Source organism: Amycolatopsis sp. TNS106 (assembly GCF_019330265.1).
Classification (GTDB): Bacteria; Actinomycetota; Actinomycetes; order Mycobacteriales; family Pseudonocardiaceae; genus Amycolatopsis; species Amycolatopsis lurida.
Window position 1 is genome coordinate 5,340,180 of record NZ_CP024972.1, and the last position, 21,030, is coordinate 5,361,209.

The 21,030-nt window shown below is 69.4% G+C and carries 21 protein-coding genes; 15 read left to right on the forward strand and 6 right to left on the reverse strand.

Features of this window, described 5'->3' with window-relative positions; translation table 11 throughout:
• Positions 1-160 precede the first annotated feature (160 nt).
• From CVV72_RS23915 to CVV72_RS23925, 3 genes are all read left to right on the forward strand, one after another.
• Entirely contained in the window at positions 161-2,428 is a 2,268-nt protein-coding gene (locus CVV72_RS23915) for a M4 family metallopeptidase (RefSeq protein ID WP_219145896.1), read from the forward strand.
• A gap of 88 nt (positions 2,429-2,516) precedes the next feature.
• Complete coding sequence (locus tag CVV72_RS23920) at positions 2,517-4,106, forward strand: M28 family peptidase (protein ID WP_219145897.1); 1,590 nt, start codon at positions 2,517-2,519, stop codon at positions 4,104-4,106.
• A 203-nt stretch (positions 4,107-4,309) separates the two neighbouring features.
• The gene (locus CVV72_RS23925) at positions 4,310-5,365 is read left to right on the forward strand and encodes a chitinase (RefSeq protein WP_192746609.1); all 1,056 of its coding nucleotides are present in this window, start codon (positions 4,310-4,312) and stop codon (positions 5,363-5,365) included.
• Positions 5,366-5,522: 157 nt separating this feature from the next.
• Here CVV72_RS23925 and CVV72_RS23930 read toward each other — a convergent pair whose 3' ends face one another.
• Positions 5,523-6,281 (reverse strand): DUF3152 domain-containing protein, encoded by a 759-nt coding sequence (locus CVV72_RS23930; RefSeq protein WP_219145898.1) that lies wholly within the window; start codon positions 6,279-6,281, stop codon positions 5,523-5,525.
• A 111-nt stretch (positions 6,282-6,392) separates the two neighbouring features.
• Between CVV72_RS23930 and CVV72_RS23935 the strand changes: the two genes are divergently transcribed.
• Positions 6,393-7,646 carry a helix-turn-helix transcriptional regulator gene (locus CVV72_RS23935; protein ID WP_219145899.1) on the forward strand — a complete coding sequence of 418 codons (1,254 nt, stop codon included), beginning with the start codon at positions 6,393-6,395 and terminating at the stop codon, positions 7,644-7,646.
• Entirely contained in the window at positions 7,643-8,530 is an 888-nt protein-coding gene (locus CVV72_RS23940; RefSeq protein ID WP_219145900.1) for an aminoglycoside phosphotransferase family protein, read from the forward strand. Before CVV72_RS23935 ends, CVV72_RS23940 begins: the two co-directional genes overlap by 4 nt.
• Here the strand turns inward: CVV72_RS23940 and dapE are convergent.
• On the reverse strand, positions 8,523-9,596 hold the full coding sequence (gene dapE / locus CVV72_RS23945; RefSeq protein WP_219145901.1) for a succinyl-diaminopimelate desuccinylase: 1,074 nt from the start codon (positions 9,594-9,596) through the stop codon (positions 8,523-8,525). The two genes, CVV72_RS23940 and dapE, sit on opposite strands and share 8 nt — an antisense overlap.
• 42 nt (positions 9,597-9,638) lie before the next feature.
• Between dapE and CVV72_RS23950 the strand changes: the two genes are divergently transcribed.
• From CVV72_RS23950 to CVV72_RS23960, 3 genes are all read left to right on the forward strand, one after another.
• On the forward strand, positions 9,639-10,034 hold the full coding sequence (locus CVV72_RS23950) for a hypothetical protein (RefSeq protein ID WP_219145902.1): 396 nt from the start codon (positions 9,639-9,641) through the stop codon (positions 10,032-10,034).
• A gap of 28 nt (positions 10,035-10,062) precedes the next feature.
• On the forward strand, positions 10,063-11,049 hold the full coding sequence (gene dapD, locus CVV72_RS23955; protein ID WP_219145903.1) for a 2,3,4,5-tetrahydropyridine-2,6-dicarboxylate N-succinyltransferase: 987 nt from the start codon (positions 10,063-10,065) through the stop codon (positions 11,047-11,049).
• A gap of 421 nt (positions 11,050-11,470) precedes the next feature.
• A complete protein-coding gene (locus tag CVV72_RS23960) occupies positions 11,471-12,442 on the forward strand; it encodes a CHAD domain-containing protein (protein WP_219145904.1) in 972 nt (323 codons plus the stop codon).
• Here the strand turns inward: CVV72_RS23960 and CVV72_RS23965 are convergent.
• Positions 12,418-13,821 carry an FAD-dependent monooxygenase gene (locus CVV72_RS23965; RefSeq protein ID WP_219145905.1) on the reverse strand — a complete coding sequence of 468 codons (1,404 nt, stop codon included), beginning with the start codon at positions 13,819-13,821 and terminating at the stop codon, positions 12,418-12,420. The two genes, CVV72_RS23960 and CVV72_RS23965, sit on opposite strands and share 25 nt — an antisense overlap.
• A 79-nt stretch (positions 13,822-13,900) precedes the next feature.
• On the opposite strand from CVV72_RS23965, the gene CVV72_RS23970 reads away from it, so the two are divergent.
• Positions 13,901-14,509, forward strand: coding sequence for a TetR/AcrR family transcriptional regulator (locus CVV72_RS23970; protein WP_219145906.1), 609 nt, complete (start codon positions 13,901-13,903; stop codon positions 14,507-14,509).
• Here CVV72_RS23970 and dapC read toward each other — a convergent pair whose 3' ends face one another.
• From dapC to CVV72_RS23985, 3 genes are all read right to left on the reverse strand, one after another.
• Positions 14,510-15,601 (reverse strand): succinyldiaminopimelate transaminase, encoded by a 1,092-nt coding sequence (dapC, locus tag CVV72_RS23975; protein WP_219145907.1) that lies wholly within the window; start codon positions 15,599-15,601, stop codon positions 14,510-14,512.
• Positions 15,598-15,918, reverse strand: coding sequence for a ferredoxin (fdxA, locus tag CVV72_RS23980; protein ID WP_016331413.1), 321 nt, complete (start codon positions 15,916-15,918; stop codon positions 15,598-15,600). The genes dapC and fdxA overlap by 4 nt, the downstream gene beginning before the upstream one ends.
• Before the next feature lie 111 nt (positions 15,919-16,029).
• On the reverse strand, positions 16,030-16,230 hold the full coding sequence (locus CVV72_RS23985; protein WP_034304919.1) for a hypothetical protein: 201 nt from the start codon (positions 16,228-16,230) through the stop codon (positions 16,030-16,032).
• A 53-nt stretch (positions 16,231-16,283) separates the two neighbouring features.
• On the opposite strand from CVV72_RS23985, the gene CVV72_RS23990 reads away from it, so the two are divergent.
• From CVV72_RS23990 to CVV72_RS24015, 6 genes are all read left to right on the forward strand, one after another.
• On the forward strand, positions 16,284-17,018 hold the full coding sequence (locus tag CVV72_RS23990; RefSeq protein WP_219154084.1) for an N-acetyltransferase: 735 nt from the start codon (positions 16,284-16,286) through the stop codon (positions 17,016-17,018).
• The gene (gene cofD / locus CVV72_RS23995) at positions 17,015-18,010 is read left to right on the forward strand and encodes a 2-phospho-L-lactate transferase (protein WP_219145908.1); all 996 of its coding nucleotides are present in this window, start codon (positions 17,015-17,017) and stop codon (positions 18,008-18,010) included. Before CVV72_RS23990 ends, cofD begins: the two co-directional genes overlap by 4 nt.
• Complete coding sequence (locus CVV72_RS24000) at positions 17,946-19,340, forward strand: coenzyme F420-0:L-glutamate ligase (RefSeq protein WP_370641814.1); 1,395 nt, start codon at positions 17,946-17,948, stop codon at positions 19,338-19,340. The genes cofD and CVV72_RS24000 overlap by 65 nt, the downstream gene beginning before the upstream one ends.
• Complete coding sequence (locus tag CVV72_RS24005) at positions 19,337-19,882, forward strand: NUDIX hydrolase (protein WP_219145910.1); 546 nt, start codon at positions 19,337-19,339, stop codon at positions 19,880-19,882. The genes CVV72_RS24000 and CVV72_RS24005 overlap by 4 nt, the downstream gene beginning before the upstream one ends.
• Positions 19,883-19,912: 30 nt before the next feature.
• A complete protein-coding gene (locus CVV72_RS24010; RefSeq protein ID WP_255632824.1) occupies positions 19,913-20,590 on the forward strand; it encodes a hypothetical protein in 678 nt (225 codons plus the stop codon).
• Between the two features lie 82 nt (positions 20,591-20,672).
• The gene (locus CVV72_RS24015; RefSeq protein WP_219145912.1) at positions 20,673-21,023 is read left to right on the forward strand and encodes a GntR family transcriptional regulator; all 351 of its coding nucleotides are present in this window, start codon (positions 20,673-20,675) and stop codon (positions 21,021-21,023) included.
• The last annotated feature ends 7 nt before the right edge of the window (positions 21,024-21,030 follow it).

Here is a 21,030-nt window from a genome sequence, read left to right on the forward strand (position 1 = left end):
ACCTTGTGACCGGCTCCTTTACTCGGACGTGTCCATCGGGATAACTCCAGTTATCCGAATGGGCACGCTCCCCGTCCCCCGCCGTGCGCCCGCCAGGTCTGAATTCCCCGCCGCGCCTGAAGGCCGGACGGGTACACGGTCCTGCCCATGGAAGGTTCCCATGACCGTTCAGCGAGGGCTCAGAACAGGGTTGGCGGCCGTCGCCGGCCTTGCCCTGAGCATGACGTTCCCGGTGACCCCGGCGAACGCGACCACCGCCACCATCCAGCCCGCGAGCCCCGACGCCGTGGCCGCGAGCGCGGCCGACCGGGCCGCCGCGGCTGGTGTAGACCAGCTGCGGAAGGGGGCACAGGAGGACTTCCGCCGCGTCGGGCTGACCCCGGGTGGCGGAGGACTCTTCTACGCCGCTTACGAACGAACCTACCGGGGCCTGCCGGTCGTCGGCGGGGACGCGGTGGTGGTCGCCGACGGCGCCGGACGCGTCCGCGGCACCAGCGCCGCGGAGACCGCGGCGATCTCGGTCGACACCAAGGCCAAGATCTCCGCGGCGAAGGCGACCGAGGTCGCCCGTGGCCAGCTGTCCGAAGTAGACAGTGTCGTCGCGCCGAAGCTCGTCGTGCTGGCGGGGAACTCCCCCAAACTCGCCTACGAGGTCGTCGTCGCCGGCACCAAGGCGGCGAACCCGAGCAACCTACACGTCTTCGTGGACGGCGTCACCGGCGCGGTCCTCGAAACCCGTGACGACGTCAAGATGTCCAACTACCCCACCGCCGCACCGAAGGCGGCGGCGAACGACGTCAGCACGCTGGGCGCCGGGAACAGCTACTACGCCGGCAACGTCACCATCGACACGACCAACTCCGGTGGCACGTACACGATGCGCGACCCGCAGCGCACCAACATCAGCTGCGCCCGCCAGAACGGCTCGCCCTTCAGCGGCCCGGACGACAACTGGGGCAACGGCTCCGGCACCGACCTGGAAACCGCCTGCGTCGACGCGCTCTTCGGTGTGCAGACCGAGTGGAAGATGCTGGGCGAATGGCTCGGCCGCAACGGGATCAACGGCAACGGCGGCGGCTTCCCCGCCTACGTCGGCCTCAACCAGGCCAACGCCTACTGGAACGGTTCCTCGACCACCTACGGCCGCTCGTCGGACAGCCAGCGCCAGGCCACCCCGATGGACGTCGTCGCGCACGAGTACGGCCACGCCATCTTCCAGACCACGCCGGGCGGCGCGGGCAGCGGCAACGAGAACGGCGGCCTCAACGAGTCCACCGGTGACATCTTCGGTGCCATCACCGAGCATTACGCCAACAACGCCAAGGACACCCCCGACTACGACGTCGGCGAGGGCGTGAACCTGGTCGGCCGCGGGCCGATCCGTTACATGAACCAGCCGAGCCGGATCTCGGGCAACCCCGACTGCTACTCGTCGTCCATCCCGAACACCGAGGTGCACGCCGCCGCCGGCCCGCAGAACCACTGGTTCTACCTGCTGGCCGAGGGCACCGCGCCGGTCGGCAAGCCGGCCAGCCCGACCTGCAACAACACCTCGATCACCGGGATCGGCATCCAGAAGGCCGGGAAGATCTTCTACAACGGCCTGCTGAAGAAGACCTCCAGCTGGAACCACAAGGCAGCCCGCAAGGCCACGCTGGAAGCGGCGCTCGCGCTGTACCCGGGTTCCTGCACCGAGTTCACCACCACCAAGGCGGCGTGGGACGCGATCAGCGTCACCGCGGCGACCGGCGAGCCGACGTCGTGCACCCCGCAGGGCAACGACTTCTCGGTCGGCGTCACCCCGGCGTCGGGCTCGGTCAAGCCGGGCGAGTCGGCCACGGTCACGGTGAACACCGCGACCACCAACGGCACGGCGCAGTCGGTTTCGCTGAGCGCGACCGGCCTCCCCGCCGGGGCGACCGCGACGTTCAACCCGGCTTCGGTGCAGTCCGGCGCCTCCTCGACGCTCACCATCGCGACGTCGGCGAGCACCCCTGACGGCACCAGCACCATCACGGTGACCGGCACCGGGGCCAGCGGAGCGCGCACCGCGCAGTACAAGCTGACCGTCGGCACCGGCGGTGACGTGCGCACCTACACCAACGACACCGACTACGCGCTGAACGACTACGGCACGGTGAACAGCCCGATCACCTCCACCGCCACCGGCAACGCGGTTTCGCCGGTGAAGGTGACGGTCACCGGGACGCACACCTGCTCCGAGGACCTCCGCATCAGCCTGAAGGCGCCCGACGGCAGCACCTACTCGGTCAAGCCCACCGGTTCCCTGCCCTGCACCGATCTGGGCACCCGGAACTACTCGGTGAACGTGACCAACGAGGTCGCGGCGGGCACCTGGACCCTCGTGGTCTACGACGCCTACGCGCAGGACACCGGCACTCTTTCCAGCTGGTCCATCACCGTCTGATTCCCGTTCCGTGAAGGCCTCCTTCCCTGCTTTCAGCGTAGGGAAGGAGGCCTTCACGGACCATCACCGCAGAAAGGAAGACCCCGGCATGAAGTGGGGAAAGCGAATAGGAGCGGCCGTCGTCGGCATGGCCGCCGTACTGGGTGTCGTCACGGCGCCCGCGCAGGCGGCCACGGCCGCCGCCGCGCCCGACATCTCGCTCGCCAACGTCAAGGCGCATTTGAGCGCCCTGCAGACGATCGCCAACCAGAACGGCGGCAACCGCGCGGCCGGACGGCCGGGCTACCCGGCGTCGGTGTCCTATGTGGCGCAGAAGCTGCGCGACGCCGGCTACAACGTCACGCTGCAGTCCTGCACGAGCTGCGCGGGTTCGAACCAGAACGTCATCGCGGAATGGCCGCAGGGTGACGCCAGCCAGGTCATCATGCTCGGCGCGCACCTCGACAGTGTCAGCGCCGGCCCCGGTATCAACGACAACGGCTCGGGTTCGGCTTCGATCCTCGAAGTCGCGCTGACCCTGGCGCGCGAGAACCCGGCTATGGCGAAGCGGGTCCGCTTCGGCTGGTGGGCCGACGAGGAGTCCGGTCTCCGCGGCTCCAAGTTCTACGTCAACAGCCTGCCGCAGACGGAGCGCACGAAGATCAAGACCTACCTGAACTTCGACATGATCGGCTCCGACAACTGGGGCTACTTCGTCTACGACGACGTCGCTTCGGTCAAGGCCGTGTTCGACGAGTACTTCCGGACGATCGGCATCCAGACCGAGGGTGACACCGAGGGCGACGGCCGTTCGGACCACGCGTCGTTCAAGAGCGCGGGCATCCCGGTCGGCGGTCTCGCGACCGGTGCCGGGTACACGAAGAGCGCCGCGCAGCAACAGAAATGGGGCGGCACCGCCGGGAGGGCGTTCGACAGCTGCTACCACCGCGCGTGCGACACGCTGTCGAACATCCCGGACACCCCGCTGGAGAAGAACAGCGACGCGATCGCGTACGCGCTCTGGAAGCTCGCCGTCGGCACGTCGACGGGGCCGGACTTCTCGCTCGGTCTCTCGCCGTCCTCCGGCACCGTCCAAGCGGGACAGTCGGCCACCGTCACGGTCAACACCGCGACGACTTCCGGTGCGGCGCAGGCGGTTTCGCTGAGCGCCAGCGGCCTTCCCGCCGGGGCGACCGCGACGTTCAACCCGGCTTCGGTGCAGTCCGGCGGCTCCTCGACGCTCACCATCGCGACGTCGGCGAGCACTCCCAACGGCACCAGCACGATCACGGTGACCGGTGACGGGACCTCGGTGGACCGCACGGCGCAGTACACGCTCACCGTCGGCGACGTCAGCGTGCGCACGTTCACCAACGGCACCGACTTCGCGCTGAACGACTACGCGACGGTCAACAGCCCGATCACGTCCACCGCGACGGGTACGGCGACCTCGCCGGTGAAGGTGTCGGTCACCGGGACGCACACCTGCTCCGAGGACCTCCGCATCAGCCTGAAGGCGCCCGACGGCAGCACCTACTCGGTCAAGGCCACCGGATCCCTGCCCTGTACCGATCTCGGTACCAGGACGTACTCGGTCCCCGTGACCAACGAGGCCGCTTCCGGCACTTGGACGCTCGTGCTCTACGACGCCTACGCGCAGGACACCGGCACGCTCGACAGCTGGACCATCACCGTCTGACCATCCGAATGGCGAAGGCCATCCCACGAGGACACCCGGCCTCGTGGGATGGCCTTCGTGCGTGAGGGGGATTTCCGGACAACTCTTCGATATCTGGTCTAGACCACCCGATCGTCGGTAGCGCCACTCATGCGCGGCGACCTATGTTGAGCCGAACGGCCGCTTCCTGTTCGTTCAAACCGCTTTCGAGATGGGAGCTGGGTATGTTCGGTCGCGTCTCACGGCTGCTCGCAATCACCGGCGCGGCGGTACTCGCCGTCACCACACTCGTCGCCTTGGGCTCGGCGCAGGCGTCTCCCGACGCCGAGGTCTGCGCGGTCAAATCGAAGCCCGCGGGCAAGGTCCTGCAAGGCTATTGGGAGAACTGGGACGGCGCGTCGAACGGCGTCCATCCGCCGATGGGCTGGATCCCGATCACCGACGCCCGGATCAAGGCCAACGGATACAACGTGATCAACGCGGCCTTTCCGGTCATCCTGTCCGACGGAACGGCCAAATGGGAGGATGGGATGGACGCGACTGTGAAGGTCGCGACCCCGTCCGAAATGTGCGCCGCGAAGGACGCCGGCGCGACCATCCTGATGTCCATCGGCGGCGCCACCGCGGGGATCGACCTGAATTCGGCCACCGTGGCGGACAAATTCGTCGCGACCATCGTGCCGATCCTGAAGAAGTACAACTTCGACGGGATCGACATCGACATCGAAACCGGCCTCACCGGCAGCGGGAACATCAACACGCTTTCCGCGTCGCAGAAGAACCTCATCCGCATCATCGACGGCGTCCTCGCCGCGATGCCGCCGAACTTCGGGCTCACCATGGCGCCGGAGACCGCGTACGTCACCGGCGGCAGCGTCGTCTACGGCTCGATCTGGGGCGCGTACCTGCCGATCATCAAGAAGTACGCGGACAACGGCAGGCTGTGGTGGCTGAACATGCAGTACTACAACGGAAGCATGTACGGCTGCTCCGGTGATTCGTACCAGGCCGGGACGGTCCAGGGCTTCGTCGCGCAGACCAACTGCCTCGACAAGGGCCTGGTGATCCAGGGCCAGACGATCCGCGTTCCCTACGACAAGCAGGCCCCTGGCCTGCCCGCGCAGGCGGGCGCCGGCGGCGGCTACATGTCGCCGAGCCTGGTTTCCCAGGCGTACCGCAGCATTCCGGCCCTGAAGGGCCTCATGACCTGGTCGATCAACTGGGACGGTTCGCGGAACTGGACCTTCGGCCAGAACGTGAAATCCCTCCAGGGCCGCTGATCCTCGTGTCGTCCGTCTGATCACGCGAGTTACGCCTTCAATCACGCGTGTTCGCCTTCCCGTCACGCGAGTCACGAGTTCGGTCACGCGGGCTCGCCGTGCGGAACCGGCGAACTCGCGTGATCAGAGGCGTAACTCGCGTGATCGGGGGCGTAACTCACGATTCGCCGCGCGGGATCGGATCGTCGTAGTCCCCCGAAGGGCCCGAGTGCTGCGTTCCGTCGGGGTAGGGCCACGGATTCGCGGTGCAGCCGTGCAGGCCGAGCGTCTGCTGCTGCATCACCGGCGCGAGCGCGCCCGGCACGGGGCATTTCTCGTGGCCGCGCCCGAGCCGGTGCCCGACCTCGTGCGTGATCATGTACTGCCGATAGACCGTCAGCGGCGCGCCGTAACCGGGCACGCCGTTCGCCCAGCGCGCGACGTTGAGCACGACGCTGTTCCCGTTGCGGCACGAGGTGTAGCCGTCGGGCCCGCCGCACAGCACGTCCCGTGTGCCCGGCGTGGCGAGGTGGATCGTGAAGTCGGCGGGCCCGTCCGGGCCGACCCGCTGCAGCCGCCATCGCCCGCCTGCGGTCCAGCCACGCGGATCACCCAGAGTGAGCTCGACCGTCTTGGTGAGACCGTCGACGCTCACACCCGCGATGTCGGCTTCGACGGCGATCCGGTACCGCAGCAGCCTCCCGGTCTGCCCGGCGACCGCCCCTTCGCCGAGCGGGAACAGCCACCGGCCGGATCCCGCCTGCGGGTAGGTGATTTCGGCGGACGGCGGCGCCAGCACGGCCTTCGGCGCGGAGGAAGACGTCGTCGTCGAGGACACGATGACGGGTGTCACGGCGGGAGGGGCGACCGAATGGGTTTCGCAGCCGGCCACCACCAAGGCGCATACGACGAGGGCCGGCGCCCGGCGCGCGGTCATCGGTCCTCCCGGAGATCCTCGGTCACACCCAGGAGTACGAGCAGGGGCCTGGAGAGGTTGTGGGACCGCGCGCGCAACCTTTCGGCGCGTCCGCCCGTATCGTTCTCGCTCATGGGCGAGGAGGTCGGCGGACGGTTACGACGGCTCCGCGCCGAACGCGGCCTCACGCAGCGCGAGCTCGCCGAACCGCACTACACCGCCGCGTACGTCTCGTCCGTCGAGACGGGTGCGCGGACACCCTCCGGTGACGCGGTGCGTCATTTCGCCGCACGGCTCGGCGTGGACACCGGCGAACTGCTCGGCGTGACGTCGCCCCGCGACGACGTCCGGCTCGATCTGGACATCGCGGCCGCCGCGGCGGACCTCCTGGCGGGGAACGGTTCGGCACCGAAGATGCGGCGGCTGGCCCGGCGGGCCGAGAAGATCGGCCGCGACCGGCAGGCCGGACTCGCCTGGCTGTGGCTCGCGCGGTTCGCCGAGGGCGACGCCAGGGCGCGGCCGGTGGCCGCCGCCGAAGCCGCGCTCGCCGACGAAATCCCGCCGTACCGCGAACTGGCCGCCGCGCTGCGGGCGAACGTCCTGATCGACCGGGGCGAACCGCATCACGCGATGCATCTGCTCCGGACCGCGCTCGACGCGAGCCTCGCCCGACATCCGCATCCGGTGCTCCTGGTGACCCTGCACGCGTACCTGGCCGACGGGCGGCTCCGTCTCGGCGAGAACGCCCAAGCCGCGCATCACGCGAAAGAGGCACTTCGGCTGGCTCGCGGCGGCGAAGAGATCCTGGCCGAACTCACCGAGAACCAGCGACGGCTGGCCGAGTCCTATCTCGGCGAAGGACGGCTGGCCGACGCCGTCGCCGCCGTGTCGGCACTGCACGACCTGCTCCACGAACGCGCCCTGCGGCCGGTGCTGGCCCGGTGCCTGTTCGCGCGGGCGCTGCACCGGCGTGCCGACGACCCCGAAGGCGCTCTCGCGGACCTTCGCGCGTCCCGCGCGGCCGCGCCCGATCACACCGTCACACTGGAACTCGCCGACGTCTGCCGTGAACTCGGTCGTCTCGACGACGCCACCGAGCTACTCTCCGAAGCAGCCGATGCCATCCCGGAGGACTCGCCGCTGTCCGCTTCACTCACTTTCCAGCAGGGCTCGCTCGCCCTCGCCCGCGGAGACCTCGAAGCGGCCGAAGCAGCCTTCGCGCATGCCATCGACGTAGCCGCTCTCCACGACACTCGCGGCGTCTTGGCCGCTTCAGTCGACAAAGCGGGAGAGCTCCTTAGCGATCAGGGTCGCATCGAAGAAGCCGTGGACCTACTGCGGCATGGACTGCTCCTTCTCGGAGCCGAGGAGGACGTTCCCCGATGACCGAAGTGGACTTGGAAGACATCAGCGCCCGTTTGGTGAGCCGATTCGGCGCCGGCGTCGACGGATGGCTCGCCGGGGTCCCCGCCCTCGCCGAGAGGCTGGCCTCTCGGTGGGACTTCGAACTCGGCGAACTGTTCGAGAGCGGAGCGTCGTCCGTCGTCCTGCGCTGCCGATGGTCCGACGGGACACCGGCGGTGCTCAAACTCAGCCCGGACGGGGCGCTGCTGACCAAACAGCTCGAAATGCTGCGGGTGTTCGCGCCCTCGGGCCGCGTGCCCGCCGTCCTCGCGGCGGACGCGGACGCCGGCGCGATGGTCCTGGAAGAGATCCAGCCGGGCACCCCGGCCGACGACCTGCCGCTGCCGACACTGCCGGGACGCTGGGGTGACCTGCTCACCGCACTGCATTCCGTCGCCCCGCCCGCGGACTGGCCGTGGAGCCTGCGCGGCCGGTTCGAGGAATCCTTCGACCGGATCGGCAAACGGATCACCGAACCGGCCATCGCCGCCAGGATCGGCCCGGACACGTGGCAGCGGGCGATCGAGCGCTGCGAGAAGTTGCTGGACACCCAGGCCGCCGTCGTGTTGCTCCACGGCGATCTGCATCTCGGCAACGCCTTGGACGGTGGCTCGCGCGGCCTGATCGCGATCGATCCGAAGGCTTGCGTGGGTGATCCGTGCTTCGACGCCGTCGATTACGTGGTGAGCGGCGCCGGGCACGAGGGCGTCGAGACCCGTTGCCGTTCGGTGGCGGACGCCTGCGGACTCGACGGGGACAGGTTGTACGCCTGGAGCCGGGTGGTCGCCCCCATGTTCGCCATCTCGCACCTGACCTATGGCGGCCAGGATCAGGCGCTCGACGAGTTGCTCGCCCTGATCAGCTGAGGAATTCGCGCAGTACCGCGGCCACCTGCCGGATCTCGCCGGCTCGGACGTTCTCCTGCCGGGTGTGCGCCAGCGTCGGGTCACCCGGACCGAAGTTGACCGCCGGGATCCCGAGGGCCGCGAAGCGCGCGACGTCGGTCCAGCCCAGCTTCGCGACCGCCTTGCCCCCGGCCGCGGCGACCAGCTCGGCGGCCGCGGGAGCACTCAAACCGGGCAACGCGCCAGGCGACAAGTCGACAATCTTGACGTCGTAGCCCTCGAAGACCTCACGGAGGTGTGCCTCGGCCTCCTCCGGGGAGCGGTCCGGAGCGAAGCGGTGGTTGATCGTCAACACGGCCTCGTCCGGCACGACGTTGCCCGCGACACCGCCGCCGATCTTCGTGGCCTGCAAGCCTTCGCGGTAGGTCAGGCCGTCGATGTCGACCACCCTCGGCGTGTACTCGGCCAGCCTGCGCAGCGGTTCGGCGAGACCGTGGATCGCGTTGACGCCCATCCAGCCGCGCGCGGTGTGCGCCCGGACGCCGTCGACGCGGAGCTCGATCCGCATCGTGCCCTGGCAACCGCCTTCGATGCCGCCGTTCGACGGCTCGCCGAGGATCGCGAGGTCGGCTCGCAGCCACTCCGGCAGCTCGCGCTCGATGCGGCCGAGACCGTTCTTCGTCGCTTCGATCTCTTCGCAGTCGTAGAACACGAAGGTGATGTCGTGCCTCGGCTCCGGGAGGGCGGCGGCGAGGTGGAGGAAGACGGCGTCGCCGCTCTTCATGTCGACGGTGCCGAGACCATGCAGGATCTCGTCGTCACCGGTCCCCTCACGGCGCACGGGCAGGTTCTCGTTGACCGGAACGGTGTCGAGATGCCCGGCCAGCAGCACCCGCGAAGGACGGCCGAGGTTCGTGCGCGCGAGGACCGCGTCGCCGTTGCGGATCACCTCGAGATGCGGCGCCTGCGCCTGGAGCGCGGCCTGCACGGTGTCCGCGATGACCTTCTCCTCCTCCGAGACGCTGAAGATGTCCACCAGCGCGGCGGTGAGGTCGGCGGGATCGGCGTGCAAGTCGAGCGAAGGCATGCCCGCACCGTACCGCCGGGGGCCCAGGGCTACCGTGAAGGCGTGCGCACCAAAGCGATCCTGCTCGCCCTTCTCCTGGTACTCAGTGGCTGTGGATCGAACGAGGTCCCCGTCACGGTGAAACCCACCCGCGGCGAGGGGCCGGACGTGCTGCCGATCAAGCTCAAGGCGCTGAGCGCCGACCAGTGTTATCTGGCGCCGGCGGCCGAGTCGCCCAAGGGCTGCCAGAAGTACGTGACCGAACTCTTCAGCGCCGCGGGCACCATCCGCAAACGCCGCCCGGACCTGTCGTCGCACGCCGACGCGCTGGAGCGCCCGATCGCCGCCTTCCGCACCGCGAACTGCCAGGACCAGGCCGCCCCCGGCGGACCGTGCGGCCAGACGCTCGCCGACATGGCGACGGCGCTGACCAGTGTGAAGAGCCTCGTCGACGGCTGAGCGGGGTCACTGGGTTACCGTTCAGGTCGTGAGCGAGCAGACCCCTGACCCCGAAACGACCGGCGCCACCGGCGTCGGACTGGCCACTGTCACGACCGACGGCACGGTGCTGGACACCTGGTTCCCGCTGCCCAAGCTGACCGACGTCACCGACAGCAAGGCCGGCACGGTGCGGCTGACCGCCGAAGAGGCCTCCGAGGCCCTCGGCGAGGCCGCGGCCGCCCAGCTCGGCCCGGACACCGATCGCGGTGTCGAGGTCGTCGCGGTCCGCACGACCATCGCCCGGCTGTCCGACGCCCCCGGCGACACGCACGACGTCTACCTGCGTCTTCACCTGCTGTCGCACCGTCTGGTCCGGCCGCACGGCGCGAGCCTCGACGGCATTTTCGGCCTGCTGGCGAACGTCGTGTGGACCAACCACGGGCCGTGCCCCGTCGAAGGCTTCGAGGCGACCCGGCTGCGGCTGCGGGCGCGCGGCAACGTCACCGTCTACGGCGTGGACAAGTTCCCGCGGATGGTGGACTACGTCGTGCCGACCGGCGTCCGCATCGCCGACGCCGACCGCGCCCGCCTCGGCGCGCACCTGGCCAACGGCACCACGGTCATGCACGAGGGCTTCGTCAACTTCAACGCCGGCACGCTCGGCGCCTCCATGGTCGAAGGCCGGATCTCGGCCGGTGTCGTGGTCGGCGACGGCTCCGACGTCGGCGGCGGCGCGTCGATCATGGGCACGCTGTCCGGTGGCGGCAAGGAGACCATCTCGATCGGCGAGCGCTGCCTGATCGGCGCGAACGGCGGCGTCGGCATCTCGCTCGGCGACGACTCGGTCGTCGAAGCGGGCCTGTACGTGACGGCCGGCACGAAGGTGACCTTCGAGGGCAAGGTCGTGAAGGCGCTGGAGCTGTCCGGTATCTCGGGCGCGGTGTTCCGGCGGAACTCCGGGACCGGCGCCGTCGAAGTCGTCGCGCGTACCGGCGTCGGCATCGAGCTGAACGCGGCCCTGCACGCCAACTGACCTGCGGAAAGAGAGCAAGGGACCTTTGCTACCGCGCGGCGTGACCGGCGGATGGCAGGAGGGTGTGTGGAAATCGGGACGTTGAGCGTCCCTGTTCCCACACACCCCTCACCCCGCGTAGCGACACTGACCGACCGTGTGGATTTTGGTGCGTTGGACGACCCGAAACCCACACAGTCCCTGTCGGCGGCCGCTTCGCGCGGGAGCAAGGGACCTTTGCTACCACCTGGGTAGCTCGGGATGTCGCGAAAGCCACTTTCGCGACGTCTGATGTCCCGAAAGTGGCTTTCGCGACATCCTCGGCGGCACCAAAAGAGAGCAAGGGACCTTTGCTACCACTCCCCCCGGGAGGGCGGTAGCAAAGGTCCCTTGCTTCTCTCACGGCCTGGACCACCTTGCCGGTTCACCTAGAATTCATCTCGTGACAGCCGAGGCTCTGCCGCGCAAGAACGCCCCTTCGACCACTCCGGCCGCGCTCGGGCTCGGCGAAAGGCCCGCGAAAGCCGGGCCCGGTGATCCGGCGGCCACCCATGTCCGGGTCAAACTCGACGTCGAGATCCGCACACTCCTCGCGCACGAACCAGGCACCAAATCCGGCGCCGACCCCGAAGACCTGCACCAGATGCGGGTCGCCCTGCGCCGTATGCGGAGCGTCCTCAAGCTCTCTGGCCGTCTCGTCGGCCCGGACGCCGAGCCGGTGCGCGCCGAGCTCGGCTGGCTCGGTCAGTCCCTCGGCGACGTCCGCGACTACGACGTCCTGATCGGGCATCTCCGCGAGGTCGTCGCCGAGTTCGAGGTGCGCGACCAGCCGGCCGCGCGCCGTCTGGTGGCGAAGTTCGTCACCGAACGCGGCGTCGCGAAGCGGCGGCTCACCCGCGCGCTCGCCAGCCCCCGATACGCCTCGATGCTCCAGGACATCGGCCGCCTCGCCCGGCAACCCGCCGTCGAAGAACCCACGTCCGAGGCCGCCCCCACCTCGGCCGATCTCGTGGCCGGTCTCGCGAAGCCGCATCGAAAGCTCGCGAAGGCCGTGAAGGCCCTTCCCGCCGATCCCCCGGATGACGACCTTCACGCGCTTCGCATCTACGGCAAGAAACTCCGCTACGCCGCCGAGATGGCCAAGCCCGCCGCGAAGAAGAAGCAGGCGCAGCGGATCCAGCGGCTGATCAAGGCCACGAAGAACTTCCAGACCGTCCTCGGGGACCACCAGGACGCCTGCGTCGCCGCCGATCGAATGCGTGGCGTCGTGGCCTCCGTCGATTCCGAGGTCGCCTTCATCGCCGGCCGGATCGCGGAGAAGGAACTGCTGCGCCGCGCCGAGGTCCGTGCCGTCTGGCGCGACGTCTGGGCCGAAGTCGACGAAGCCGCTCAGGCGGTGAGCCCGCGGATATAGCCGTCCGGGCGGATCAGCACCTGCCGCCCGTTCTCGGCTTCATACGCGGCGAAGGCGTGCCCGCCGACGTCCTCGAAATCCGCGTCGGACAGCGCACTGCCCGCGGGCAGGATCCGCCGCGCGCCTTCGGGTGCCGGACCGTCGCCGAACACCAGCAGCGTCGCCTGCGGGCCGCGCAGCACCTCGAACAGCCGGACGGACTTGCCGTTCGCGTCCCTCAGCGGCGCGTCCGGGGCACGATCGCCGGGCCGGATCCGGCCGGTCGCCACGGGTGCGAGCGGGCCACCGCGATACCCGATGTCGAGCTGACGCGTGTTCTCGCCGCGCTCGTGCGCGTCTTCCGCACCTTCCTTGTACTTCTCGAGGATTTCGGTGCTGATCTTCAACACCCGCGCGGCGACCCCGCGCCGTTCGGGCTCGTAGCTGTCGAGCAGCTCCGGTGAACCGTCGGCGAGTTTCCAGCCCAGGTTGTACGCGTCCTGGACGCCGGTGTTCAGTCCCTGCCCACCGGTCGGCGGGTGGACGTGCGCGGCGTCGCCCGCGAGGAACACCCGGCCGATCCGGAACCGCTCGGCGAGCCGGATGTTGGGCCGCCACACCGTCGCCCAGGCGAGGTCGTGCAGCCGGATCCCGCCGCCGGAGAGTTCGTCGAGCCGGGACTGCAAGGTGCCGAGCGACGCCTCGACCTCCTCTTCGCCCAGTGGCGCGGCGAACTGGAAGTGCGGTACCCCGGGCAGCGGCGTGAGCCCGATCCCCGACATCGGGTCTTCGGGCTTCGCGAACCAATGTCCGTACGCGCGATCGAGACCCTCGGCCTGGACATCGCCGAGCAGCATGCGGATCGATTCGTCGGTCGTGCCCTCGAACGCGATCCCGAGCGCCTTGCGCACGAAGCTCTTCCCGCCGTCGGCGCCGACGAGGTACTCGACGCGGACCCGCTCGCCCGGCAGTTCGGCCGTCACGCCGCCGTCGTCCTGTTCGAAGCCGAGCAACGGGGTGCCGAGTTCGACCTGGACGCCGAATTCGGCGAGCCGGTCGCGCAGGATCCCTTCGGTCCGGGACTGGCCGAGGAAGAACCCGTTCGGATACGGCACGTCCGGGGTCGGCTCGGTGAGTTCGGCCATCATCCGCTCGCCGACGACCTCACCGTCCAGGTGGATCTTCATCGGCACCGGCGGCTGCCCGACGGCCAGCACCGCCTCCAGTACCCCGAGATCCTCGAAGACCTCCAGCGTGCGCGGTTGCAGGCCGTCGCCGCGCGAGCCTTCGAAGAACGTCTCGGCCTTCTCCACGATCCGCACGGCGACGCCGCGGCGCGCGAGATCGATGGCCAGCGTGAGGCCGGTCGGCCCGGCTCCCGCGATCAGTACCTCGGTCATCTTCCCTCCGATGAATTATGATTCAGTGAATCTAGATTCAGTTTGGCCGTTGCTAGCCTTCCCTGTCAAGGAGGTGGCGATGACGGCGACGAGCCGCAAGGAGAAGGCAGCGGAAACCGAGGCCGCGCTCAAGGAGGCGGCGAAGCGCGTTTTCGCGGCGAAGGGGTACCTGAACACCAAGATCACCGACATCACGGCGGAGGCCGGACGCGCGGCGGGTTCGTTCTACAACCACTTCACGAGCAAGGAAGAGCTGCTCGAAGCACTCCTCGAAGATCTCGCGGCGGCGAGCGACGTCAACGCGACCTCACCGGAGCACATCCCCGACTTCACCGACCCGCAAGCCGTGCGCTGGCACGTCCGCGAGTACTGGAACTTCCACCGTGACAACGCCGCGACCATGCTAGCGCTGCGCCAGGCCGCCATGGTCAGCGACGAGTTCGCACGCACCTATGCGCGCTTCGGCGCCGATCAGGCGGAGGACCTGCTCGACCACCTCGGGTACATCACCGCGGCGGGCATGGAACTCCCGGCGTCGGAGCGGGTCACGCTCGCGATGATGGCCGAACTGGTCAACGGTTTCGCGCACACGTGGCTGCTCGACCCGGCGTCGGTCTCCGAAGAAGAAGCCGTCGAGGCGCTGACGCGGTTCGTCTACCGGGGTTTCACCGGCCGCGACGTGTCCTAGTCAGGAAGCGAGCCGCTCCACGGCGGTGTCGATCCGTTCGTCCGTCGCCGTCAAGGCGATCCGGACGTGCCTCCCACCGGCAGGCCCGTAGAACGTGCCCGGCGCGGCGAGGATGCCGCGTTCGGCCAGCCAGTCGACCGTGTCGAGCGCGGATTCCCCGCGCGTGGACCAGAGATACAACCCGGCCTCGGAATGCGAGATCTCGAAACCGCTGTCCAGCAACGCCTTCCGCAGCACCAACCGACGGCGCGCGTAGCGTTCCCGTTGCACGGCAAGCGCTTCGTCGTCCTTCAGGGCGGCGACCATGGCCTCCTGCACCGGCCGCGGCACGATCAGCCCGGAGTGTTTGCGGATCTCCAGCAGCCCGGCGACGAGCTTCGGGTCACCCGTGACGAATCCGGCTCGATAGCTGGCGAGGTTCGCGGATTTCGACAGCGAGTGGACGGCGAGCAGGCCGTCGAGGGAGCCGCCGTGCACCGACGGGTGCAGGATCGACACGGGCTCGCTTTCCCAGCCCAGCGCCAGATAACACTCGTCGGAGACCACGACGACATCGCGTTGGCGCGCCCACTCGACGACCTTGCGCAGGTGGTCGACGCCGAGCACGCGCCCGGTCGGATTGGACGGCGAGTTGATCCACAGCATCGAAGGCCGCTGCGGTCCGAGCGCGAACGTGCTGTCCGCGCGCAGCAGGGAGGCACCCGCCAGCAGCACCCCGACCTCGTAGGTCGGGTACGCCACCTCGGGGATCACGATGAGATCGCCGGGGCCGAACCCCAGCTGCCGCGGCAGCGAAGCGACCAGTTCCTTCGAACCGATCGTCGGCAGCACGGCCGCCTCGGGAACACCCACGATGCCGTGCCGCCGCGACAGCGCGTCGATCGCGGCGGCCCTGAGCTCGGGGATCCCGTGCGTGGTCGGATACCCCGGGACCTCCGACACGGACGCGAGCGCCGCGCGGATGCTCTCGGGGACCGGGTCCACCGGCGTGCCGATCGACAGGTCGACGAGGCCGCCGGGATGCGCCTGGGCCTTCGCCTTCGCCTCGGCGAGCGAATCCCAGGGAAAATCGGGAAGAGCGACCCGGCTCATTCGCCCTGCGGGGGAAGAGCCTTGATGAAGGCGGGGTCGTGGCTGGTCTTGCCGACCTTGGAGGCGCCACCGGGCGAGCCGAGTTCGTCGAAGAAGTCGACGTTGGCCTTGGTGTAGTCGTTCCACTCGTCGGGGACGTCGTCCTCGTAGTAGATCGCCTCGACGGGGCAGACCGGCTCGCAGGCACCGCAGTCGACGCATTCGTCCGGGTGGATGTACAGCATGCGGTCACCCTCGTAGATGCAATCCACGGGGCACTCGTCGATACACGCCTTGTCGAGCACGTCGACGCAGGGCTCGGCGATCACGTAGGTCACTGCGTACTCCTGCTTTATCTCTGCTTCACCAGTCTGCAACGGACATTACGCGCCCACGGGCGCGACCGGCCCGCTTAGGCCACCCTTATCGCCTACCCCGGGTATGGGCGTTCAGCGGTCTTTCCGGCGAGGCGGCGGAGTGGCCCTGCTGTCCCCAGTGATGACGAACTTCGGCGCGGCGGGCTTCGCCGCCACTGTGTCCGTCTCGCCCTTCTCGACGGCCTTTTCCGCGCCCAATGCCCGGTTGAAGCCGTCCGAGATCTCGCGGACGAGGTCTTCGTTGTGCCTGTCGTCCTTGCGCGCGATGCTCATCGGGGTCCCTCCACTGCCTTCCTTGGCACAATCTAACCGTGAACAGTGCGGAAATGCTCGAGCTCACCTGTAGCCGGGCTTGGACTCCCCTGCTGGAGAGCCGGATCGGTGACTGGAGGCTCCGCTGGGCGGACGGGTTCACCGCGCGGGCCAACAGTGCCCTGGCGATCGGTGACCCGGGAAAACCGCTGCCAGACGCCCTGCGGACGGTCTGTGACTTCGCCCACGATCATGCCATCCCGCCCGTCGTTCAGGTGATCCAGAACACGTCTCTCGAGGATGCCATCGCCGCCGACGGCTGGGTCCACTATGTGGAACATCGCCCCGCGCACGAGGTCCGCCTCCTGACCGGGCCGCTCTCGCGCGGGACCTCGGCGGGAGCGGTGATCCTCGACGAGCCGACTTCCGGATGGTGGGAAATGGCGGCGGGCAGCGCGGATCCGCCGGAGGCGCCGAGGCACGTCCTCGGCACCGGCAAGGTCGGCTTCGGGATCGTGGAGCTGGACGGCGTCACGGCAGGCGCGGTGCGCGGAGCGGTCGTCGGCGAGTGGCTGCACATCGCCCGATTGGAGGTACGGCCGGAGTTCCGGCGGCGGGGGCTGGCACGCGGGCTGATGAACGCCGTGGGCGCCTGGGGAGCCGCTCAAGGCGCGACCGGGATGCTGTTGCAGGTCGCCGTGGCGAACTCCGGCGCACTGAAGCTGTACGAAAGCCTGGGCTGTACGGAGCACCACAGGTACCGCTACTGGGCCCCGGCTCCGGGGGCGTGCGAGGATCGCCCGTCGTGAAGGTCGTCATTTTGGTCGGCGGAGTGGGCGGGGCCCGCTTCCTGCTGGGGGTCAAACAAGCACTGGGTCTGCCCGCGACCGGTTCCGCGCCGGACTCGCCGCACGAGGTGACCGCGCTGGTGAACACCGGGGACGACGTGTGGATGCACGGTCTGCGCATCTGCCCGGACCTGGACACCTGCATGTACACCCTCGGCGGGGGGATCGACGAAGAGCGCGGCTGGGGCCATTCCGGGGAGACCTGGACGGTCAAGGAGGAGCTCGCCGCCTATGGCGCCGAGCCGACCTGGTTCGGCCTGGGCGACAAGGACATCGCGACGCATCTGATCCGGTCGCGGATGCTGCGCGCGGGCTATCCGCTTTCGCAGGTCACCGAGGCGCTGTGCGATCGCTGGCAGCCGGGCGTGCGCCTGCTGCCGATGTCGGACGACCGCGTCGAAACGCATGTCGTGATCGACGACCCGGAGGATCCGGACCAGCGCAAGGCGATCCACTTCCAGGAGTGGTGGGTGCGCTACCGCGCCGAGCCGAAGGCGCATTCGATCATCGCCGTCGGCGCCGACGAGGCCAAGCCGGCACCGGGCGTGCTCGACGCGATCGCGGCCGCGGACATCGTGCTGTTCGCGCCCTCCAATCCGGTGGTCTCCGTGGGCACGACGCTCGGTGTCCCGGGAATCCGCGACGCACTGCGGAAGACACGCGCCAAGATCGTCGGTGTCTCGCCGATCATCGGCGGGAAGCCGTTGCGCGGGATGGCCGACGCGTGCCTGAGCGCGATCGGCGTGGAGACCTCGGCCGAGGCCGTCGGGCGGCATTACGGCTCCCGCAAGGAATCCGACGGCGTCCTCGACGGGTGGCTGGTCTCCGAGGGTGAGACCGTCGACGTGCCGGGGGTCGCCGTCCGCGACGTACCTCTGCTGATGTCCGATGTGGACGCCACGGCGGCCATGGTGCGCGCCGCCTTCGATCTGGCTGGAGTTTCCGTTGAGTGACCACGCTTCCGCGAAGATCGAGATCCTGCCGGTCGAAGGCCTGCCGGAGTTCCGTCCCGGCGACGACCTGACCGGGGCGCTCGTCGAAGCGGCTCCCTGGCTGCGGTCGGGCGACGTCCTGGTCGTGACGAGCAAGATCGTCTCCAAGGTCGAGGGCATGCTGATCCGCGTCCCCGCCGATCCGGAGGAGCGTGACGCCGCCCGGCGCAAGCTCGTCGAAGAGGAGTCCGTCCGCGTGATCGCGCGGATCAAGCGGACGGTGATCACCGAGAACAAGCTCGGCATCGTGCAGGCCGCCTCCGGGGTGGACGCGTCGAACGTGGCCTCCGGCGAGGTCGCGCTGCTGCCGTCCGATCCGGACGCTTCCGCGCTCGCGCTGCGGAACGGGCTGCGGGAACGGCTCGGTGTCGAGGTCGCCGTCGTCGTCACCGACACGATGGGCCGCGCTTGGCGGGTCGGGCAGACCGACGCCGCGATCGGCGCGTCCGGGCTGCGGGTGCTGCACTCGTACGCGGGCGAGGTCGACAGCCAGGGCAACGAACTCGCCGTCACCGAGGTGGCGATCGCCGACGAACTCGCCGCCGCGGCGGATCTGGTCAAGGGCAAGCTCGGCGGGACACCGGTCGCCGTCGTGCGCGGGCTTCGGCTGACCGACGACGGTTCGACCGCCCGCAAACTGCTGCGGCCGGTCGAAGAAGACCTGTTCCGCCTCGGTACCAACGAATCCATCGCGCAGGGCCGCCGGGAAGCCGTGCTCGCGCGGCGTTCGATCCGGTCGTTCACCGACGAGCCGGTCGACCCCGAGGTGCTGCGCCGCGCGGTCGGGACGGCGCTGACGGCGCCCGCGCCGCATCACACGAAGCCGGTCCGGTTCGTGTGGCTGCGCGAGGAAGGCTTGCGCCGCAAGCTTCTCGACGCGATGAAGGCGTCATGGCAAGCCGATCTCGAAGCCGACGACTTCACCGCCGAACAGGTCGCGAAGCGTCTCAGCCGCGGCGACATCCTTTACAACGCGCCCGAGGTCGTGGTGCCGTTCCTCGTCGCCGAGGGCGCGCACACCTACCGCGACGACCGGCGGAACGCTTGTGAGCACACGATGTTCACCGTCGCCGGTGGCGCCGCCGTGCAGGGCCTGCTGGTCGCGCTCGCCGCCGAAGACCTGGGCTCGTGCTGGATCGGGTCGACGATCTTCGCCGCGGACATCGTGCGTGACGTGCTCGGCCTGGACGAGCGCTGGGAACCGCTCGGCGCCGTCGCGATCGGGCATCCCGCCGCCCTTCCGCCCGCGCGCGGCCCCGTCGAACCCGGTGAAGGACTTCTCGAACTGTGACCCTGCACGACGACGTTGTGTCTACTTTGTCCGGTTGGCGCCCCGGGGACGCGACTCAGGAATCCTTGCGCCAGGCCTATCTCGGCTTCCTCGCCGCCCGTGACGACGTCTGCCGCCGCGAATGCGCGGCCGGGCATATCACCGCGTCGGCCGTCCTTCTCGACGCCGACGCGGAAAACGTGCTGCTCACCCTGCATCCGCGAGTCGGGCGCTGGTTGCAGCTCGGCGGGCACTGCGAGCCCGGCGACGCGACGCTCGCGGACGCCGCCCTTCGGGAGGCACGCGAGGAATCCGGCATCGAGGACCTCGTGATCGACCCGGCGCCGGTGCATCTCGACGTCCACCCGATCACGTGCTCGCTCGGCGTGCCCACCCGGCATTTCGACGTGCGTTTCGTGGTGCGCGCACCCCGGGGAGCACAACCGGTCCAAAGTGACGAATCGGACGATCTTCGGTGGTGGCCGGTGGATTCCCTGCCGAAAGGGTCGGAAGATCTCGCCGAACTGATGGAAGCCGCAGTGCCCGTCGCGCTCGGCCGTTAGGGTGTCGGCTGACGTTCTGAAGGGGGAATGATGCTGACGGCGCTGACGCCATACCTCGACCGGGTCCGGGTCCACAGCAGCGGTGACGGTGACGGCTTCGGCTGGTTTCTGCTGGCGCTGGCGATCATCGTCATCATCATCGTGATCGTGGTGATCATCGTGAAGGTCAACCAGGCGAAGAAGCCGCCGATGACCTTCCCGCAGAACCCGAACTTCGGCGGTGGCGGCCCGGCCCCCGGCTTCCCGCCGCCCCCGCCCGCCGGCGGTCCCGCCCCGCAGGGCAACTGGCAGCAGCAGCCCGGTTTCCCGCCGCCTCAGCCCGGTTACGGCCAGGCGCCCGGCTTCCCGCCGCCTCCGGCGGGATTCCCGCCGCCTGGCGCCCCCGCGGGTTTCGCGCCGCCTCCTGGCACCCCTGCGCCCAATCCGTTCGGTGCGCCCGGCATGGCTCAGCCTGGTTTCCCGCCGCCTCCCCCGCAGCCGGGGCCGCCGATCGACGGCAGCGCGGACCGCACGCAGGTGGTGTCCCCGCAGCAGCAGGCGGACGCCGGCGCGGACCGCACCCAGGTCGTCTCACCCGCCGCGGACCGGACGCAGGTCGTCTCCCCCGCGGGCGGCGATCGGACGCAGGTGGTGCCCGGTGGCGGCGGTGACGCCACCCAGGTCGTCGCCGGCGGCGACCGAACCCAGGTCGTCCCGCCCCGCCAGTAGTCCGCTGTCCGTGAAGGCCTCCTTCCCTACCCTCAAGGTAGGCAAGGAGGCCTTCACGGCATTTCCAGCAGGGAGAAACCGCATGGTCAGGGTCGACCCGAACTCCTCGGTCCCGCCCTTCGAGCAGGTCCGCACCGCCTACGCGGAGCAGATCAACGACGGCACTCTGCCCGTCGGGGCGAAACTGCCGACCGTGCGGAAACTCGCCGAAGACCTCGGCATCGCCCCCAACACGGTCGCCAAGGCCTACCGCGAGCTCGAAGAAGCGGGCCTGATCGAGACTCGCGGCAGGGCCGGGACGTTCGTGAGCGCCGTCGGTGACGAGACCCGCGAACGGGCGAGGCAGGCGGCCGCCGACTACGCCGCGTTGACCAGGAAGCTGGGCCTCGGCCGCGACGAGGCCAAGGCGATCGTCGACGCGGCGCTGGGCTAGCCTCACG

Excerpts from the sequence above, each read along its gene's own strand:
- CVV72_RS23915 (WP_219145896.1), top strand. The coding sequence starts at position 161 with ATGACCGTTCAGCGAGGGCTCAGAACAGGGTTGGCGGCCGTCGCCGGC.
- CVV72_RS23920 (WP_219145897.1), top strand. The coding sequence starts at position 2,517 with ATGAAGTGGGGAAAGCGAATAGGAGCGGCCGTCGTCGGCATGGCCGCC.
- CVV72_RS23925 (WP_192746609.1), top strand. The coding sequence starts at position 4,310 with ATGTTCGGTCGCGTCTCACGGCTGCTCGCAATCACCGGCGCGGCGGTA.
- CVV72_RS23930 (WP_219145898.1), bottom strand. The coding sequence starts at position 6,281 with ATGACCGCGCGCCGGGCGCCGGCCCTCGTCGTATGCGCCTTGGTGGTG.
- CVV72_RS23935 (WP_219145899.1), top strand. The coding sequence starts at position 6,393 with ATGGGCGAGGAGGTCGGCGGACGGTTACGACGGCTCCGCGCCGAACGC.
- CVV72_RS23940 (WP_219145900.1), top strand. The coding sequence starts at position 7,643 with ATGACCGAAGTGGACTTGGAAGACATCAGCGCCCGTTTGGTGAGCCGA.
- dapE (WP_219145901.1), bottom strand. The coding sequence starts at position 9,596 with ATGCCTTCGCTCGACTTGCACGCCGATCCCGCCGACCTCACCGCCGCG.
- CVV72_RS23965 (WP_219145905.1), bottom strand. The coding sequence starts at position 13,821 with ATGACCGAGGTACTGATCGCGGGAGCCGGGCCGACCGGCCTCACGCTG.
- CVV72_RS23970 (WP_219145906.1), top strand. The coding sequence starts at position 13,901 with ATGACGGCGACGAGCCGCAAGGAGAAGGCAGCGGAAACCGAGGCCGCG.
- dapC (WP_219145907.1), bottom strand. The coding sequence starts at position 15,601 with ATGAGCCGGGTCGCTCTTCCCGATTTTCCCTGGGATTCGCTCGCCGAG.
- CVV72_RS23985 (WP_034304919.1), bottom strand. The coding sequence starts at position 16,230 with ATGAGCATCGCGCGCAAGGACGACAGGCACAACGAAGACCTCGTCCGC.
- CVV72_RS23990 (WP_219154084.1), top strand. The coding sequence starts at position 16,284 with ATGCTCGAGCTCACCTGTAGCCGGGCTTGGACTCCCCTGCTGGAGAGC.
- CVV72_RS24000 (WP_370641814.1), top strand. The coding sequence starts at position 17,946 with ATGTGGACGCCACGGCGGCCATGGTGCGCGCCGCCTTCGATCTGGCTG.
- CVV72_RS24010 (WP_255632824.1), top strand. The coding sequence starts at position 19,913 with ATGCTGACGGCGCTGACGCCATACCTCGACCGGGTCCGGGTCCACAGC.
- CVV72_RS24015 (WP_219145912.1), top strand. The coding sequence starts at position 20,673 with ATGGTCAGGGTCGACCCGAACTCCTCGGTCCCGCCCTTCGAGCAGGTC.